At 45.4% G+C, this 18,005-nt stretch carries 14 protein-coding genes; 3 read left to right on the top strand and 11 right to left on the bottom strand.

Annotation, left to right across the window (positions count from 1 at the left end):
- Positions 1 to 177: 177 nt before the first annotated feature.
- From OKC24_RS04800 to OKC24_RS04770, 7 genes are all read right to left on the bottom strand, one after another.
- Positions 178 to 600, bottom strand: coding sequence for a hypothetical protein (locus tag OKC24_RS04800; RefSeq protein WP_130144394.1), 423 nt, complete (start codon positions 598 to 600; stop codon positions 178 to 180).
- A 121-nt stretch (positions 601 to 721) separates the two neighbouring features.
- The gene (gene ssb / locus OKC24_RS04795; protein ID WP_130144393.1) at positions 722 to 1,312 is read right to left on the bottom strand and encodes a single-stranded DNA-binding protein; all 591 of its coding nucleotides are present in this window, start codon (positions 1,310 to 1,312) and stop codon (positions 722 to 724) included.
- A gap of 51 nt (positions 1,313 to 1,363) precedes the next feature.
- Positions 1,364 to 2,728, bottom strand: coding sequence for an MFS transporter (locus OKC24_RS04790; protein ID WP_265464848.1), 1,365 nt, complete (start codon positions 2,726 to 2,728; stop codon positions 1,364 to 1,366).
- A 150-nt stretch (positions 2,729 to 2,878) separates the two neighbouring features.
- Entirely contained in the window at positions 2,879 to 3,964 is a 1,086-nt protein-coding gene (locus OKC24_RS04785) for a DUF475 domain-containing protein (protein WP_130144391.1), read from the bottom strand.
- 297 nt (positions 3,965 to 4,261) lie between these two features.
- Complete coding sequence (locus tag OKC24_RS04780; protein WP_228257556.1) at positions 4,262 to 4,942, bottom strand: hypothetical protein; 681 nt, start codon at positions 4,940 to 4,942, stop codon at positions 4,262 to 4,264.
- 197 nt (positions 4,943 to 5,139) lie between these two features.
- Positions 5,140 to 5,475, bottom strand: coding sequence for a GlpM family protein (locus OKC24_RS04775; RefSeq protein ID WP_005006822.1), 336 nt, complete (start codon positions 5,473 to 5,475; stop codon positions 5,140 to 5,142).
- A 91-nt stretch (positions 5,476 to 5,566) separates the two neighbouring features.
- Complete coding sequence (locus OKC24_RS04770; RefSeq protein WP_131277539.1) at positions 5,567 to 5,944, bottom strand: hypothetical protein; 378 nt, start codon at positions 5,942 to 5,944, stop codon at positions 5,567 to 5,569.
- Positions 5,945 to 6,177: 233 nt separating this feature from the next.
- Here OKC24_RS04770 and uvrA point away from each other — a divergent pair, with 233 nt between their 5' ends.
- Positions 6,178 to 9,009 (top strand): excinuclease ABC subunit UvrA, encoded by a 2,832-nt coding sequence (gene uvrA / locus OKC24_RS04765; RefSeq protein WP_265464847.1) that lies wholly within the window; start codon positions 6,178 to 6,180, stop codon positions 9,007 to 9,009.
- A gap of 146 nt (positions 9,010 to 9,155) precedes the next feature.
- Positions 9,156 to 10,421, top strand: coding sequence for a hypothetical protein (locus OKC24_RS04760; protein ID WP_131277541.1), 1,266 nt, complete (start codon positions 9,156 to 9,158; stop codon positions 10,419 to 10,421).
- Positions 10,422 to 10,631: 210 nt separating this feature from the next.
- On the opposite strand, the gene OKC24_RS04755 is transcribed toward OKC24_RS04760, so the two are convergent.
- A complete protein-coding gene (locus tag OKC24_RS04755) occupies positions 10,632 to 12,335 on the bottom strand; it encodes a GGDEF domain-containing protein (protein WP_213073349.1) in 1,704 nt (567 codons plus the stop codon).
- Between the two features lie 1,474 nt (positions 12,336 to 13,809).
- Between OKC24_RS04755 and omp33-36 the strand changes: the two genes are divergently transcribed.
- Complete coding sequence (gene omp33-36 / locus OKC24_RS04750; RefSeq protein ID WP_130144385.1) at positions 13,810 to 14,688, top strand: porin Omp33-36; 879 nt, start codon at positions 13,810 to 13,812, stop codon at positions 14,686 to 14,688.
- A gap of 75 nt (positions 14,689 to 14,763) precedes the next feature.
- On the opposite strand, the gene OKC24_RS04745 is transcribed toward omp33-36, so the two are convergent.
- The 3 genes from OKC24_RS04745 to OKC24_RS04735 form a co-directional block, all read right to left on the bottom strand.
- Positions 14,764 to 15,453 carry an ion channel gene (locus OKC24_RS04745; RefSeq protein WP_005006811.1) on the bottom strand — a complete coding sequence of 230 codons (690 nt, stop codon included), beginning with the start codon at positions 15,451 to 15,453 and terminating at the stop codon, positions 14,764 to 14,766.
- Positions 15,454 to 15,809: 356 nt separating this feature from the next.
- Positions 15,810 to 17,525: a cation acetate symporter gene (locus OKC24_RS04740; protein ID WP_130144384.1), complete on the bottom strand. Its 1,716-nt coding sequence runs from the start codon at positions 17,523 to 17,525 to the stop codon at positions 15,810 to 15,812.
- Position 17,526: 1 nt separating this feature from the next.
- The gene (locus OKC24_RS04735; protein ID WP_005006805.1) at positions 17,527 to 17,859 is read right to left on the bottom strand and encodes a DUF485 domain-containing protein; all 333 of its coding nucleotides are present in this window, start codon (positions 17,857 to 17,859) and stop codon (positions 17,527 to 17,529) included.
- Between the last annotated feature and the right edge of the window lie 146 nt (positions 17,860 to 18,005).

Here is an 18,005-nt window from a genome sequence, read left to right as displayed (position 1 = left end):
AAAAAAGTATTTACAGCAGGAGGCCTTATTTTTCAATCATGGACTCATACCTTTACAGCAACCGGCCTTAAAAACGCCCATATTGCTCGATAAAATTCACCCCCAAGGCATGCGGGCTGAAATTCTTCCCAGCCCTCCATTTGGCATAAGCCCATAGATTCACTCTATGGCAGCGGCTTAAGGCGCTGCCTTGCAAATATACTGATACAGTGCATTCACTTCTGCTGAGCTTAAATCCATCGGTTCAAAATATCCCGGCATTTCAACCGCTTTTTCCATAGCTGTTCCATTGGCCTTAAAGCGCTGGCTAAGAAGGTATGCGCGCGTTTGTGCTGCGCAATTCACCACATGCACTGCCTGTACATAGCCTTTGGGTTCAATCTTTAGAGATGGCACGCCATAGGTATACACATATTTATAGCCAAATTTTTTTAATCCTGCCTGTTCCGGCAACGCCGCTGCTGCCGCAGAATGAATATCTGCCAGCGCAGTTCCATACTCATCCTGATAGACGCTGACCCAATGGCCTGTTTTTGACGCAGCATGCGCATTCACCGCTGCGCAAATCAAAAAAGCGGCGCCCCAGTATGTTTTTTTCATTTGATTTCCTTGGTTTCTTATTGATTCTCCAACTTAGGTTATCGCTTTTTGGGGCTAGAGATCAAACAAAAAACCCTTTGCAGAAGCAAAGGGTTTTTAATTTTTTCAGCAAGTTAGCAGATTAAAACGGAAGGTCATCATCCAAATCTGCTGGAGCAGCCGCTGGCGCTGCTGGAGCTTTAGGCGCAAAACCGCTCGGGTTGTTGTTGGCATAGCCGTTGCCCTGATTATTGCCGCCTTGATTGCCGTAACCGCCTTGGCTATTGCCGCCCTGATTGCCGTAACCGCCAGACTGGTTATTGTTATAACCGCCTTGCTGGCCATTGTTATTGTTAAAACGCGGCTGCTCAAAGCCTTGACCTTGCTCACCTTGCGGACGGCTGCTGTCCAGCATCTGCATCTGTTCACCGCGGATTTCTGTGGTGTAGCGCTCTTGACCGTTTTGGTCGGTCCATTGGCGGGTGCGCAAAGAACCTTCAATGTACACTTTAGAGCCTTTGCGCAGGTATTGCTGCGCAATTTCACCTAAGCGGTTGTGCAGCACAATACGGTGCCATTCGGTCTGCTCTTTACGTTCGCCTGTACTTTTATCTGTCCAAGAATCGCTGGTTGCGATCGAGAACTGAGTCAGCGAACCGCCGTTCGGGAAAGTTTTTGTTTCTGGATCTCGGCCTAATGTACCGACTAAAATAACTTTATTTACACCGCGCATCTGATGTTTACATCCTATCTATTTCTATTATTTACTTTATAAGAGTTATGCTTAAATGGCTACCTCTTTCCCGAACAAGTGCGTTAAATGTTGTCGCGCAGCATCATCTATTTGCTGCTTATCAACCTTGACATAGGCCACTTGCTGGTCAGACATCACCACGACCTCTTCAATACCACGAATCGCTAAAAGCTGAGAAGTCCATTCATCTGTTTGTTTCGCCTCAGGCAAGCGCAAAACCAGTGAAGACAAATAGCGCGGCTGCGCCAAGCCGAAACTGATCAGCAGCCAAATGACCGCAATCGCGGTTAAAATGCTCCAGCCCATTGCCGTATTGTTCAGCAGCAGCAGCTGTCCGCCGATCATACCGCCAAAAAATGCGCCCAAAAATTGCGCGCTGGCGTTTACGCCCATCGCGGTGGCTTTCGACTGGATCGGCGCAGCTTTCGACAGCCACGACGGCAGCAGCGCCTCCATGACATTAAAGGCGATAAAGAACAGGCCTAAACCCGCCAGCAGCACATATTTCGACTCATAGCCGAAAATCAGCACCGCCAGCCCCAAAATAATGCCGCCAATCGCAGTGAGGAAAATGCCGCGCATTTGGCGGTATTTTTCCGCCAGAATAATGCTCGGAAAGGCAAAAAACAGGCTGATTACCAATAAGGGCAGATACACCAGGCCATGGCTGGATAAAGGAATTTTGGCGAAATCAATCAGTTGAGACGGCACATAGATAAACATTGCCGTCAGCAGCAGATGCAGTGAAAATACCGACACATGCAGGCGGTTGAGATTGCCCATTTTCAGCACTTGCTTCAGCTGGGTCAGGTAGCCTTGCTGATAATTCCGATGATGGCGGGTGACTTTTGGCACCAGCAGCAGCATCGAAATCGCGGCCAAACCCATAATGGTTGTCACCCAGAATAAACCAGAAATCCCCACCAGACCTGTCAGCCAAGGCCCTAAGCTGAATGCCACGACAAAAGAAAGGCCAATGCTCATGCCCATAACGGCCATGGCTTTGGTGCGCTGTTCTTCACGGGTTACATCGGCCAAAAGCGCCATCACCACCGCAGAAACGGCGCCGCCGCCCGCAATGGCGCGGCCAATAATCACCCCGTAAATCGTCTCAGACATGGCCGCAATCGCGCCGCCCAATGCAAACAGCAACAGGCCGATCACCACCAAAGGCTTCCGGCTGTAGCGGTCAGCAATCAGGCTGAAAGGAATTTGTAAAATTGCCTGAGTTAAGCCGTACACGCCTACCGCCAAACCAATCAGCGCAGGTGTCGCGTATTGATAAGACTGTCCTGCCACGGAAAATACAGGAATAATCATGAACAGGCCCAACATGCGCAATGCAAAAATACTGCTTAGGGCAAAAGTTGAGCGGCGTTCTAAAGCATTCATCATATCAATAAGCGTAAATTAAAGGGTCAACAGATGAGGATATCCTACATCATTCCGGCTGCCGGTGCTGATGTATTCATGCACTCACCCTGCAATAAAAAAGGGTGCAATTTATGCACCCTTAGATTGTAGCCCGTCTTTATGAAGTGAAAATTAACGATGCTGTTCCTGGCGCTTCTTGTATTGAATAGATGCAATCACTGCCCACACAATAAATGCCACACCAATTAAGCCTGTCACCACTTCCGGCACGTGCACGCCTGTACCGCTGGCCAGCATGATGAATGCTAAAGCGCCAATCGCATAATGCGCGCCATGCTCAAGGAAAATGTATGCATCCAATGTGCCTTTTTCGACCAGATAAATGGTCATTGAGCGCACAAACATGGCGCCAATGGCAAGGCCCAGCATAATGATGACCACATCCGAAGTAATCGCAAATGCGCCAATCACGCCGTCAAAACTGAATGAAGCGTCCAGCACTTCTAAATACAGGAAACCGCCGATGCCGGCCTTGACAATGCCCGTTGTCGCACCGCTGGCATCATGCGCGACCGCATTGCCTTCTTCATCAATTTCCGGTTCACCGCCCAGCAAATGGCTCAGCACCTGTACGCCAATATAAATCACAATGCCCCATATGCCCGCCAGCGTCACCACTAAACGCTTCGCTTCTTCGACATTCGCCGCCATGATCAACAGCGCAATCAGCGCCAAGAAAGCAGACATCGCCGGCACATTGGCCAGATTGGCCAAACGCGCTTCCAGCCACTTAAACCAATGGGTATCCTTGCCTTCATCCAGGAAAAAGTTCAGGAATACCAGCATCAGGAACGCGCCGCCAAAGGCGGCAATTTCCGCATGATGCGCCATCAGCTTTTCTGAATAGTGAATCGGGTCATTCAAGGCCATTTTCACCACTTCCAGCATGCCCATATCCGCAGTGACTGCAACAATCACAATCGGGAAAATCAGGCGCATGCCGAAAACCGCAATCACAATGCCGACAGTTAAAAAGATCATTTTCCAGAAATGATCCCAGCCGCGGAGCACCGAAGCATTGACGACTGCATTATCAAACGACAGCGATACTTCCATCACCGCCAAAATTGCGGTAATGGTCAGCGCGGTAATCATGGCCTGTATGCCCGCGTTTGGCCCATGGGTGAACCCCCAATACGCGGCGATGCCCAGACACACGACCGTAAAGATGATAGAGAAACCAAAATGTTTCATCATGACAAATCGACCTATGAATTTATTGAAAGATGGGAAATTGGGTAAAACTTAAAGAAAATGTGTTTAAGATTTAATGTGCGCAATTATGACTGCTTTTATCAGCGAAGCCAAAATACTTCGTGTGATTTTCTTGCATGGATGAAGGCTCTCCCGCTTAATTGCGGAACAGCCTGATTTTTTCAAATGTTTTTTATTGCAGAAAAAAATAACAAGGCGCTTGTTGATCAGCCCTTTACGGCAAACACAAGAGATAAAGCCCAAGCGCGCCTTTCATGGCTCAGGCGCGATGCGCATGATTTATGTTCTGCGGTACCAGCCTAAATAAATCCCCATAGCCAGCACCACCAGCAGAATCATCCAGCGGGCTTCGCGAAATGAAGACCGCGCTTCCGCTTTGGCTTCTGCGGTATCAGCATGATATTGCGATTTAAACATCGGATCCAGACTGGCAAGCGCGGTCAAATCCTTGGGCTTTTCCCCCTCTCCCACCATGATATAAAGCCCCTTGACATCCATATCCTGCAAAGGCCCCAATTCAATAGAAAGGCCAGCGGCCTGGGTGTTATATTCAGGCACCCAGTCTTCCACCCTTGCATAAACATGCGCCTGATCAGCATTAAAGACGGGCGCTTCTTCAATTTTTTTACCCGTCTGGTCCTGAATTATTTCAGCCAGATCTTGAAACTGGGTCAGTGAATATTGCTTTTTTTTGGCCAGATTGATCCCTTCAAACGCATACTCATCCAGCTTTTTCGTAGGCGCGGCCTTAAATAAAATGCCCTGAGGAATAACTTTAAAGCCAAGCGCCGTATTGTCAGGCGCTTGATTGGCTTGAACCACCATATATACCGCAGACCAAACTTGCGCATTCGGCGCGACTGCAGGCGCTGCAGCTGTATACGCCTGCTTTTCAGACGGATTGATAAACTGCTCAAAGGCCAGGATTTTAGTATCTGCCGCACAGGCCGCAGCGCTCATGATTGTTCCCGCAAAAAACGGCAATATTTTATTGAACATATTCGTATGCTTATAATCTTTATAACATTTAATTTTTAAGCATTATATGCAAAAACTGCCCTCTGAAGTCTAGCTTTTATTCAATCAAATCATTGGAAAAAATATACTTTCCCTCATTCTCATCCAGTTTTTTTGATCATATGCAGAGGCGGCAGAACTCAAAATTGCTGCCAAGCGTAAATCAGCACCGCAGCGGCGGCCGCCCAGCCTAAGCCAGCCGCGCCAAGGCAGCCCCATAAAGACAGGCGCTCAGCCAGCAGATAAACCAGCAGCAGATAGATAAAGTAAGGAATTAAAGACCAGATGCCAAACAGCGCTGTTTGCCGCAGCGCCTCCGCCCCTTTCTCTTGCGCGACAATCACATGGGCAATTAAGGCAAAAGTGGGGAACAGCGGCACTAATCCAGCAATATAAAATACCCTGCTCTTTGAAAAGAAGGCTATCACCAAAACTGCAGCAGCGCCCAGCAGGCTTTTTAAAAATAAGGACAGCATTTACCCGTTCTCCAGCCGATGCAGAGCGTCCGCCTGCAGGCTGACTGTTGATTTTGACTCAGGATTTCATCGCGCAGAGCTTTGAATCCGCTTATGACTTGCATAGCCGGTTGCTTTCGAATTGCCGCTTTTGCTCAAGCGCCAGCGTTTTAAAATCCTGCTGGATTTTTTGATCCGAAGCTGTCATCAGGTGCTGATTGGCTTCAATGATGGCCAGCATGCGCGCATAGTGTTCAGGAATCTGTACGCAGCTCAGCTTTTTTTCATCCGCCTCAGAGGACGCTTGCCCCAGCCGAACAATCAAGTGGTCAATGGTTTCACTTTCCGCATTCAGCGCTTTCGTGGCCTCTGCCACAGTAGGGTATTTTTCCGCCTGTGCTTTCTGCGCATCTGGCGCTTTGCTGCATGCCGTTAATGCCAGCAGCGTTGCCGCTGCTAAAAGCGCGGTACAATTCATTCTTAAATTCATGTGCTGTCCTTAATGCAGGGCTCAACAATTCATGCTTTTTCTGCCCCGCCTGCCGAAGGCGCTTAGTTTAGCAGGCTTCTCCGCCGCTGGGCCAATACCCAGGCCAATGCATATTGAAGCAATCCTGCCTTTTTCTCATAATATGAACATGAAATTCGAGGTTTTTTACACTTGAACATTTTTCATGCGCTATCATATATAACCTTCAATTTGCAGCAAACTGAGATGTTTTTATGAGCCAAAGCCACATCCGTATTCGAGGCGCACGCACCCATAACTTAAAAAATGTGTCCCTTGATATTCCACGCGACAGGTTTGTGGTGATTACGGGGCTTTCCGGTTCAGGAAAATCATCTTTAGCCTTTGACACGCTGTACGCCGAAGGGCAGCGCCGTTATGTCGAATCCCTGTCTGCCTATGCGCGCCAGTTCTTATCGCAAATGGAAAAGCCTGAAGTTGACTCGATTGAAGGCCTCAGCCCCGCCATCGCCATCGAGCAAAAATCCACCAGCCATAACCCGCGTTCTACCGTCGGCACCATCACTGAAATTTACGATTATCTGCGCCTGCTGTACGCCCGCGTCGGTACGCCGTACTGTCCGGAACATGACCTGCCGATGGTAGCGCAAACGGTTTCAGAAATGGTGGATGCGGTAAAAAGGCTGGAAGAAGGCACGGCCCTGATGCTGCTGGCGCCCGTGGTGCGGGAACGCAAAGGCGAATACAGCGCGCTGTTTGAACAGCTGCAGAGCCAGGGTTTTGTCCGGGCGCGCGTGGATGGCGAAATTATGGAAATTGATCCACCGCCGGAACTGGACAAAAAGAAAAAACACAGCATTGAAGTTGTGGTGGACCGCTTTAAAGTCCGTGAAGATTTAGGCAACCGGATTGCCGAAAGTTTTGAAACGGCGCTGCGCCTTGGCGGCGACATTGCTATTTTGTCGTGGATGAAGGGCGAACAGGCTGACCGCGTATTTTCCGCCAAGCACTCCTGCCCTGAATGTGACCGCGCAGTGGCTGAACTGGAACCGCGCCTGTTTTCTTTCAACAATCCCTTTGGCGCCTGCCCGGTCTGTGACGGCTTGGGAACACGCAGCCATTTCAGTGCAGACAAGCTGATTCCGAATAATGCGCTGAGCATCAGTGAAGGCGCCATCCGCGGCTGGGACAGACAGCGTCCGTATTATTACAGCATGATCCAAAAAGTGGCGGATCATTACGGCTTTACCTTGGAAACGCCGTGGAATGAACTGGATGCCGAGACCAAAAAGAAATTCCTATACGGCACCGGCAAAGAAAAAATTGACCTGAGCTATATTGATGAACGCGGCCGCCGCCACAGCCGTGTGCAGCCGTTTGAAGGCATTTTGCCGCATTTGGAACGCCGCTACCGCGAGACCGAGTCCAATTATGTGCGGGAAGATTTGGCGCAATATTTATCCAATGCCGCCTGTGATGCCTGCGATGGTTCGCGCCTGAATGAAATTTCGCGCAATGTCAAAATTTTAGACAAGACCATCGCGCAAATTACCAAAATGTCGATTGGCGATGCCGAAGAATATTATCAGCATGTGCAGCTGGAAGGCGCGAAGGGCGAAATTGGCGATAAGATTTTTAAGGAAATCCGTGAACGCCTGCATTTTTTAGTATCCGTTGGCCTGAATTATTTAAGCCTGTCGCGTTCTGCTGAGACCCTGTCTGGCGGTGAAGCGCAGCGGATCCGTCTCGCTTCGCAAATTGGCGCTGGCCTGATGGGCGTAATGTATGTACTGGATGAACCGTCAATTGGCCTGCATCAGCGCGACAACGACCGCCTGCTGGAAACTTTGGTGCGCCTGCGTGACCTGGGCAATACGGTTTTGGTGGTTGAGCATGATGAAGATGCTATCCGTGCCGCCGATCATATTATTGATATTGGCCCTGGCGCAGGCATTCATGGCGGTTATGTGATTGCGGAAGGCACCTATGAAGAAATTCTAGCCAATCCGGACTCTCTGACAGGCCAATATTTATCGGGCAAATTAAAGATTGAAGTGCCGAAAAAACGTGTGCAGCCGCCAAAACCAGATGAACAAATCAAACTGATGGGCGCAGCGGGCCATAACCTGAAAAATGTTGATTTGACCATTCCTTTGGGCATTATGACTTGCGTCACTGGGGTTTCGGGTTCAGGCAAATCGACACTGATTAACCGCACGTTGCTGCCGCTGGCGGCAACCCAATTGAATGGCGCGACTACGCTAACCGCAGAAAAATTTGATTCGATTGATGGCCTGCAATTCCTTGATAAAGTCGTCGATATTGACCAAAGCCCGATTGGCCGCACCCCGCGCTCCAACCCTGCCACATATACAGGTTTATTTACTCCCATCCGTGAATTATTTGCACAGACACAGGAAGCCAAAGCCCGCGGCTACGCGGCTGGCCGTTTCTCATTTAACGTGAAAGGCGGACGCTGTGAAGCCTGTGAAGGCGACGGCATGATTAAAGTGGCCATGCATTTCCTGCCGGATATGTATGTGCCTTGCGATTCATGCCACGGCAAGCGCTATAACCGCGAAACGCTGGAAGTGAATTACAAGGGCAGAAACATTTCGGATGTGTTGGAAATGACCGTTGAAGATGCCATGCATTTCTTTGATGCCATTCCAGTGATTCACCGCCGTTTAGAAACTTTGAATCAGGTCGGCCTAGGCTATATCCGTTTGGGCCAGTCTGCCACAACCCTTTCTGGCGGTGAAGCTCAGCGCGTGAAACTGGCGCGTGAATTGGCAAAACGCGATACTGGCAAAACGCTGTATGTATTGGATGAGCCGACCACCGGCCTGCATTTCCATGATATCGCCAAACTTTTGGATATCCTGCATGAGCTGCGCAACAAGGGCAATACCATTGTGGTGATTGAGCATAATCTGGATGTGATTAAAACTGCCGATTGGGTCATTGACCTAGGCCCTGAAGGCGGCGCTGGCGGCGGGATGATTATTGCCGAAGGCACACCTGAAGAAGTGGTGAAATCGAAAGTTTCACATACAGCGAAGTTCTTGAAGCCGATGTTGAAATAGAATCTCCTCCCTTGCGGAGCAGTGCTCCTCATTTTTACCAAAGAGGGAGAAACTCCCTCCTTTAAAAAGGAGGGCTGGGGAGGATTTTAAATACTTAAATTTCATGCTAAAACGGTGATTCATTCACCGTTTTTTTTTAAATAAATATGTCCCAAAAAATTCAAGATAATGAATCAATTCAATCAATGCTAGAGCTGACTAAATTAGTAAAATTTGGATATAAGGTGCTTGATAAACTCCCTTTGATATACAAAATTAACCCTGAAATAAAAACACAAAGAGATCAGGCGGTAGAAATCCTTAATCATGCAAATATCCTCCTTTTACCTGACGAATTTAATAATCTTTTTTCTAAAGATGGATGGGTTTGCTATGGAGGGTTAAGTCAAAGAATTTTAGAAGAAGTAATATACTTAGGATCAAATAAACAATATCAAGAAGCAAAACAACTACTGATCAACTATATTGATGAAGACAAAATAGACTTTATTTTGAAAAAATGTGCTTCTCGAGAACACTTTAAAGAACGCTTAGATTTATTCAATTTATTAAAAATAGACTATTTAGAAGAACGCTATCATGCTTGTATTCCTCTTTTGCTAGCTCTTATAGATGGCCTAGCCAACGACATTTCAAAACACCTAGGGTTCTTTGCTGAAAACTCTGATCTAGAACTTTATGACAGCATAACTTCTCATGGAACAGGTTTACCTTTTCTCAAGACAATCATGAATACATCTAGAACAAAAACTATCACTGAAATAATCCATATGCCTTATAGAAATGGCATTCTGCATGGGCGTGATTTAAATTTTGCCAATAAAGAAGTAGCATCTAAGTGTTGGTGGGTTTTAGATTGCCTCATCGATTGGGCTGACGAAAAACAATTAAACAAACAACCCAAACCACCAGCGAGCTTGAGAGAAGCACTCAAACAACATCAATCAATACAAGAGCTTTCTAAAAGAATAGACTTATGGAAAAGAAGACCGACTCAAACTGAAAGTTACTGGAAAGAACAGAATATTGAAACGCTTAACCCAATATTACCTGAATACGCTTTATTTATTTTTTTGGGGGCTTGGAAAGAAAAACAATGGGGGAAAATGACGCCTATTCTTCTACATAATATTAGTAAACATTTAGGAAAGGCTGCCAGTGAAGTAAAAAATGACTACAAAAAAATTACTTTGTTAGATTTTCATATTATCAACTCAGAAGATCAGACACCTTCAAATACGCAAATTTATACATATTTAGAATTTATTAAAAATCACGTAAAACAAACATTATATCTAAATATAAGTGTCAATTATGCAAACTCACAGACTGGTGATCCCGAACTAAGAAATGAGCCCAATTGCGGATGGTACATTTTACAAGCATCTATAAGTGCCCTCTTATTTCATTAATTATTCAAATCTCATGACCCGCGACATGGATGTCGCAATGTCTTACTGGGGTACACGGCAATGTCCTCAATCAAATTAAAGAATTCTGCAGATTTTTTTCTTTCAAAAGTAAAAAGCTTCATAAACAACTCTATGACGTACCATGGGAACGTGCATATCAAAGTAGAAATCTAAGCACACAGTAAAACGAGAACATGCCAAATCAAAAAACTAATTAGAAACAGAATTCTTCCCTTTCGCCTTTGCCCGAAACAAAGCCTCATCCGCACGCGCCAGCAACGCCATCCAGCTGGCCGCCCCTACAGCAACTCCGGCACTGATAGAGACACTAACCTGCCCAAATTCTTCACTTTGAAAGAGCTCTGAAGCCAAAACGGTTCTGCGGATTTTTTCCGCAATCCTTAACGCCGTGTCTAAGCCAATATCTTCAATCAATACCAAAAACTCATCGCCGCCATAGCGCACCAGCAAATCAGAGGCCCGCATGCAGCTTTTCAAGCTTTCCGCCACAGACTGAATCACCAAATCACCAGCAATATGGCCTAGGCTATCATTTACCTGCTTAAAGTTATCAATATCAATCAGCATCAAACAGGTTTTTTTTAACTGGCTTGGCTGCTTTTCCAGCAGCTTAATATACTCATCCAATGCAAAACGGTTCGCGACGCCTGTCAGCGAATCCGAATGCGCAATATGCTTCAATTGAAATTCAAAGGCTTCTCGCTGCTGCAGCCGAGCCTGCAACCGGCTGATCGCATCAAAAATACTGGCATCTGCTTTGGCTTTTTTCTCAGAAGTACGCGCCTTATTTTCTGCATGCGCAAGATTGAACAATTGCTCCCGTGCCAGAATTAACGGCCCAAACACCCATTTTTTGGCATAAATCATGGTCAATAATACTGTCAGCAAAGAGACCAAAACCATTAAAATGGCATAAATGAATTCTTTTTGAGCATCCTGCTGCTTTGCATACGCCATACTGATGCTGGTTTCTAAAATATAATTCTGCAAATCCACAACAGTGGTATATTTGCCGACCATCGCCCGAGTCAATTCTGGACCGCTCTTGCTGAAAGGCCTGCCTTTTAAACTGTCTTCCATTAAGCTGCTGACAATCGGCAGGCCCTGATTCAAAAATTGATCTTTAACCTGCTGATAAAGCTGTTTAAATTGATCATTTTTCGCATAATCCGGCTGAATTACGCCCACCAGCTGCCACAAATATTGGGTCTGGCGCTGGGTCTGCATGGATCGCCCAAGATTTTCATCCGGTATGCGCTCATTAAACGTCACTGCAGCCATGATATTGGATGCGGAGCGCCCCGCCTGATCACGCAAGTCGGCCAGCAATAAAATTAAAATATAATAGTTGGATAAGGCATCATCTTTCGATTTTGCATTGCGGACAATATCCTGCAGCGCTTCATAACAGGGGTCCCATGCATGGAACATGGCCACAATAGCATCATCCATCTGGCGCATTTCACGCTGCGCATAAGGAATTGCAATATAGCCGTCAACGGCCTTTCGCCCCTTCATTAATGCCGGCAAAAAATTCTGCCGCAACCCTTGCGCTATGTCGTGCTGGCCGGTTTTTTCCAGCATTTGAATGGTGGATTGAATTTGGCCATCAACGTCAGCACGATATTTTCTTAATGCCTCATAATGCCGCTGCGCATCTTTTGACGAACTGGACATGACATTATTGGCGGGCGCGCGTTCTTTGGAAATTTTATTGGCAAGTTCCGCCACCATTTTTAAGCTTTGAATTTCCTGCAGCGCTTCGGCACTTTTTTGATAGCTGCGGTAGCTGCTCACAATCAGCGGCAAACCGATTAAAGACACAGACAGGACAATGACAAGCATCGCTATCCATAAACGGCTGCTGATATGTTCTGAACGCAAAGCATTTATAGCGATGTCTTAGATCTCTCACGCAATGATTTAGTGCCCTGATTGATTCAAAGCAAAGAAAATCCACTGTTAGGCGCTGCGTGCTATTTGGCTGTATTACAGTTCAAATAAAAGCAAGCCTGTCCCCCAAGTGCCCGTTACTCAGTATATTCAATTACTTTAGAAAAAGACATTTTGTACAAAATATTTTTTATTTTTAATTTCATAAAGATACAAAAAAATAGGTTATTTTTAAATCAAGGATTAATTCAATTATTTACATATGCAACAATTTGGTGCATAATGCACAGCATTAGGGCATTTTAAAATCATCCTCAGCAGTAATTTTAAATTTCCCGCACATTTTGGCGAGAAAACCCCAGTTTTGAATAGAAACTGGGGGTTTTTTTGCCCATTTCATTTTCAAGCATTCACTTTTTCTGAAATTATTGCACCATATTAGTGCGTAAACTCATAACTAAGCTTCCTATCCTGCTTTTTTAAAAATTTCTCACCAAACTAATTAGTTTTACTTAATTATCTTAAATTTCAGGCAAAAAAAAGCCCAACCTTGGGGAAAGCTGGGCGGATAAAACAAAAAATTGTGGAGAATCAGTCAGGGATCACAAAAAAAGCAATCAAGCTGATCTAATGAGCACATTATGTGACATTTCGCCAAATAAGTAAAGCCTAGGATGAACGTCGGGATTAATTCCTGCTGAAAAATTATTGAGAGATGAACGCAAGTTCATCCTATTTTCAAAATCTGCCGATTATTGATAATTTTCAAACCCTCTATTTTGTTAAATTAAATTAATAAAATTATATATTTAGAAAAACCTATTCAACTTTTTATTTTTTTCTAACATCATTGCTGCATCGACTTTTTTTAAGCTGCAAAAACACCATCAACACGCTCCATTTTGATGCTGATGCAATAACAGGCGCATTTACCCTTTCTAAAAACTCAAAAACTTGGAATTCCTTCAATCCAGCTGCTCTTGTGTATGGCAAAGCATAGACCGCTGGCTAAAAGGCTTTCCCCTATCCGGAAGCTCTGGCTTTATTGATAAGCATGGCTGCAGATTTGAATGCGGCAAGCATGTGAACAGCGCAATGCTCTGATTCTAGGCAAAGCCTTTCTGCCACAAAAAGAAGCATTTTGCGCCTGCATTGCTTTATTTCAGCTTACAAACAGCTGTGAACAGGCCTGCATTTTTCAGTAATTTTACCGATCATTAAATCAAGTTGATCGAATATAACAATTGAATTATTTTTTTAATCCGCAAAAGCACAGAAAATATTTAACATATTTCACTGTTATGACAGAATTTTTTGGGTTGACAACAGAAAGTGCAAACGTACATTTTTAATACATTATAGGTTTTAGAGCAATCAATCAAATTCATAATGTTCTTTTAGTTCATTGACTTAATGTTTTGTTACAATACAATGCTCAATGTTTAATCCATTTGCAACATAACTGGTAATTATCATGAAAAAACTCGGTTTAGCCACTGCTTTATTATTAGCCATGACCGGTGCTCAAGCGTATCAAGTAGAAGTACAAGGTCAATCTGAGTACATCGACAATACAGTAAACGATAAAAACTTTACTGGCGCTGTTCAAGGCACTTACTACTTCAAAAATGTTGACTCTTCTAAAGGTCCATTGGCTGAAGCCGCGTTTTTAAACCAAGCGTCTAACGCTTCTATCGCTTACAACTACGGCGAATATGACGTTGACGGCATCGCTGACAAAACTGTTCACACTATTGGCGCTAAAGCTGAAGCTTATGTTCCAACTAAAGTAGTTCCTGTATATGCTAGCGCGTCTTACAGCAATACAATTACTGACAATAAAGCTGCTGGCGTTGCAGACGACCATGGTGACCGCTATGCTCTAGAAGTTGGTGCGCTTGCTGCTCCTAATTTCTTGGTTGCTGTTGGTTATACCAGCGCTGCTAATCAGTTCGCTTTAGATGCTTTCAACATCATGTCTAACGGTATTGTTAAAGCTGCTGGCGAAACTCAAACTTTGGGCGAAGATCAAGACGCAATCACTGCACGCGCTAAATATGTTGGCGCGATTGACGGCACTAACATGGCTGTAGGTTTCGAATCTGGCATCGTTTACGGTGATGCAACTGCATACCAATTCAAAACTGACCTGTATTTAAACCCTAAACTAAGCACTGGCGTTTCATATGCTGCATCTAGCTTTGCAGGCACTCCAGATTCAGCTTGGGGCGCGAACGTAAACTACTTCATCACTCCAGCAGTCGCTGTTGGCGCGAACTATGTTTATGCAAATGCTGAAGGCGCTAAAAACGACACTCAAACTGTTGGCGTAAACGCTAAATTCCGTTTCTAATTCATTTTAGAATCTGAATGTAAAAAAGGGCGCTTCAAGCGTCCTTTTTTATGGCTTGAATTTTGGTTGCCAGTCCTATTCATCTTTATGCTTATTCGGCAAATGCGCTACATACTGCAGCGCAATCAGCCGTGAAACGATCATCGCCAAATACATCACGCCACAGAACATCTGAAGCATCGCCAAAACCCGTGCAGGCGCACTGACAGGCATCAAATCTGACAGCCCTGTTGCAGACTGCAGGCTAAAGCTTAAAAATAATAAATCCAGCCAAGACTGCATGCCCGGAATATCAGGATTAGAAAAACTGCCTGGATAAATCTGCTGACAAATGCTGTAAAGAAAAGCGAAGCCCCAAGCAATTAAAGTAAATACAGCCGCGGCAGCAAACATCTCGTCTTTGGTTAAATACCGGTCGGCAAACATATAGCGCAGCAACCCATAGGCAGCACTGAAATATGCCAGCGCTTCAAAACTGTGGGCAATGATTTGAATATTGGGATTTTTCACCCCCAAAATGATCAGGGTTGAAAAAATCACGGCGCCGCCGACAAAACTTAGACCTAAAATGGTAAACATGGGAGTCTGGCGGATGACTTTGGCAATCAGCAGCAGCACCAATACACCCAGCACCCACAGCACAGCGCGGTACGTCAGGCTAAAATTCGGCATTGCGGTCAAAATTAAAATCAGCAGCTGCAGCAGAAGCAGCCATGCTGACGGCAGCAAGCGGAAACCTTTCCAAAAATCAATAAATCCTTGCATGGTTCATTCCACGAAACGTTCTGATTATCGTAAATTGTTATGGATATCTGATGCTGTCCGGACAGCCGGCATCTCCATCACACTATGAAATAGTCAAGACTGAAAATACGCTTGATTCTGTTATCCTCTATTAACTTAGCATGAAGCTTTTTGCTTTCAGACAATTAATTTGCATCATCATCAGCCTAAAGCGGCTTATTGAGTATGGTATCAAGCCTTAAGACTCAAGCCTGAATCGTGTCTTGATCATTCAGCCACTGCCAGCTGAACCATGGGCATATTCATCAAGCAGGCTGCATTGCAGATTCCAGCCATAAAAAAAGCCCCTAGAGGGGCTTTTTTTATTGACGTTCAGATTAGTGATCTGATGCGCCAGAGATACCAATACCTGTTTGTGAACGTACATACTGTGCATCAAATGCTCTGCGTTCTGCTTCAGCACGCGCTGAGCTGTCAGTTACAGAGAATAACCAGCAGCAGATGAACGCTAACGGCATTGCAAAGATTGCAGGACCATTGAATGGGTTAATTGGCGTTTCAGAGATGCCTAGAGTATCTACCCAAACTGCTTTAGATAAGATAATTAGGGTTACCGCTGTAAGCAAGCCAACCAAGCCGCCAATTACCGCGCCGCGAGTAGTCAAGCCTTTCCAGAACATAGACAATACAAGCACTGGGAAGTTTGCACATGCTGCTACAGAGAATGCCAAGCCAACCATGAATGCAACGTTTTGTTTCTCGAATAGAATACCCAAGATCATTGCAAAGATTGCCAAGCCCAAAGTTGCAATTTTAGACATGCGAAGTTCAGATTCAGGCGTCGTTTGGCCCTTCTTGAATACGTTTGCATACAAGTCGTGAGAGATTGCTGAAGCGCCAGACAGTGTCAGACCCGCTACAACTGCAAGAATTGTTGCGAATGCGACCGCTGAAATGAAGCCCATGAACAAGTCACCGCCCAATGCATCAGACAAGTGAACTGCAGCCATGTTGTTACCGCCAACAAGCTCTAGCTTGCCAGTTACTGCCATTTTCGCTACATCAAGGAATTGCGGGTTGTTCGATACATAAAGGATCGCACCGAAACCAATGATGAAAGTTAATAGATAGAAGTAACCGATAAAGCCAGTTGCAACAACCACTGATTTACGCGCTTCTTTGGCATCTTTTACTGTGAAGAAACGCATCAAGATATGCGGCAGGCCCGCTGTACCAAACATCAATGCAAGGCCTAAAGAAATGGCGTCAATCGGGTTGGCCGCCAGTTTGCCTGGACCCATGATATTGCTCGCCTCTGCCAAAGTAATATCATGTACTTTTGCATAAACATCAATAGATTGAGAGAACATTTCAGCGAAGCTGAAGCCCACGCCTTTCATTACCATGAAAGCCATGAACGTTGCGCCAGACAAAAGCATAACCGCTTTAATGATCTGCACCCAAGTAGTTGCAAGCATGCCGCCGAAGATTACATAAGCCATCATGAGAAGACCCACGATCACCACTGCAATGTTGTAGTTCAAGCCGAACAGCAGTTTGATCAGCTGGCCGGCGCCTACCATCTGAGCAATCAGATAGAATGCCACTACCACCAATGAGCTCATTGCTGCCAAGGTACGCACTGGTTTTTCAGCCAAACGGAACGATACCACGTCAGATAAGTTGAACTTACCCAAGTTACGCAAACGCTCTGCCACCAAGAACAGTACAATTGGCCAGCCCACCATGAAGCCTAATGAATACAGCAAGCCGTCAAAGCCTGAACTGAATACCAGTGCAGAAATACCCAGGAACGATGCTGCTGACATATAGTCGCCGGCAATCGCCAAACCGTTTTGGAAACCTGAAATCCCACCGCCAGCTGTATAGAAGTCAGCAGTATTCGTGGTTTGTTTTGCCGCCCATTTGGTAATCAGCAGTGTAAAGCCGACAAAAATGGCGAACATGATAATCGCGTGCCAGTTTGTCGCCTGCTGCTGAGCTTCACCCAAATCTGGTCCTGCCATTGCCATGCTTGACATCAGCAGTGCTGGCGCAGCCAGCGCCTGTGCTTTCAATGAATTCCATTTCATCTTAGTGCAGTCCTTTTTCATGAGTGATTGCTTCAACTTCACGCATTGCTTCTTCGTTTAATGAGTCCAGCGTATTGTTCGCAATGTAGGAATATACACCGCATAAAACAAAAGACAGTACAATGATGCTTAAGCCCAGCGGCATACCAATCGTGGTGACGCCGCCGCTTACTGAAGACATTAAAAATTCTTTGTTGTAGCCAACCAGCAGCATGAAGCCAACATACACGACCAGCATAATAATAGTCAGTGTCCAGCTCAGTCTGCTCTTGCGGGCAACCATTTCCTTAAATTTTGGATTCTGTAGAATTTGCTCTACTTGTCTCTCATCCATAACCTTACTCCTGTAGGCACCCAGCCATGGGCGCAATTTTTTTAATTCGAATTATTTCGCCCCTAACATTAACAATCTTGCAGGGTTTTTGTAATTTAGACTTTGGTCGTTAAATTTTGATCAACTTTCAACGGGTTTGCCCAGAT

Source organism: Acinetobacter entericus (assembly GCF_026168575.1).
Taxonomy (GTDB): Bacteria; Pseudomonadota; Gammaproteobacteria; order Pseudomonadales; family Moraxellaceae; genus Acinetobacter; species Acinetobacter bouvetii.
The sequence above is the reverse complement of the archived record's forward strand: the minus strand, read 5'-3'. Positions and strand labels throughout refer to the sequence as shown.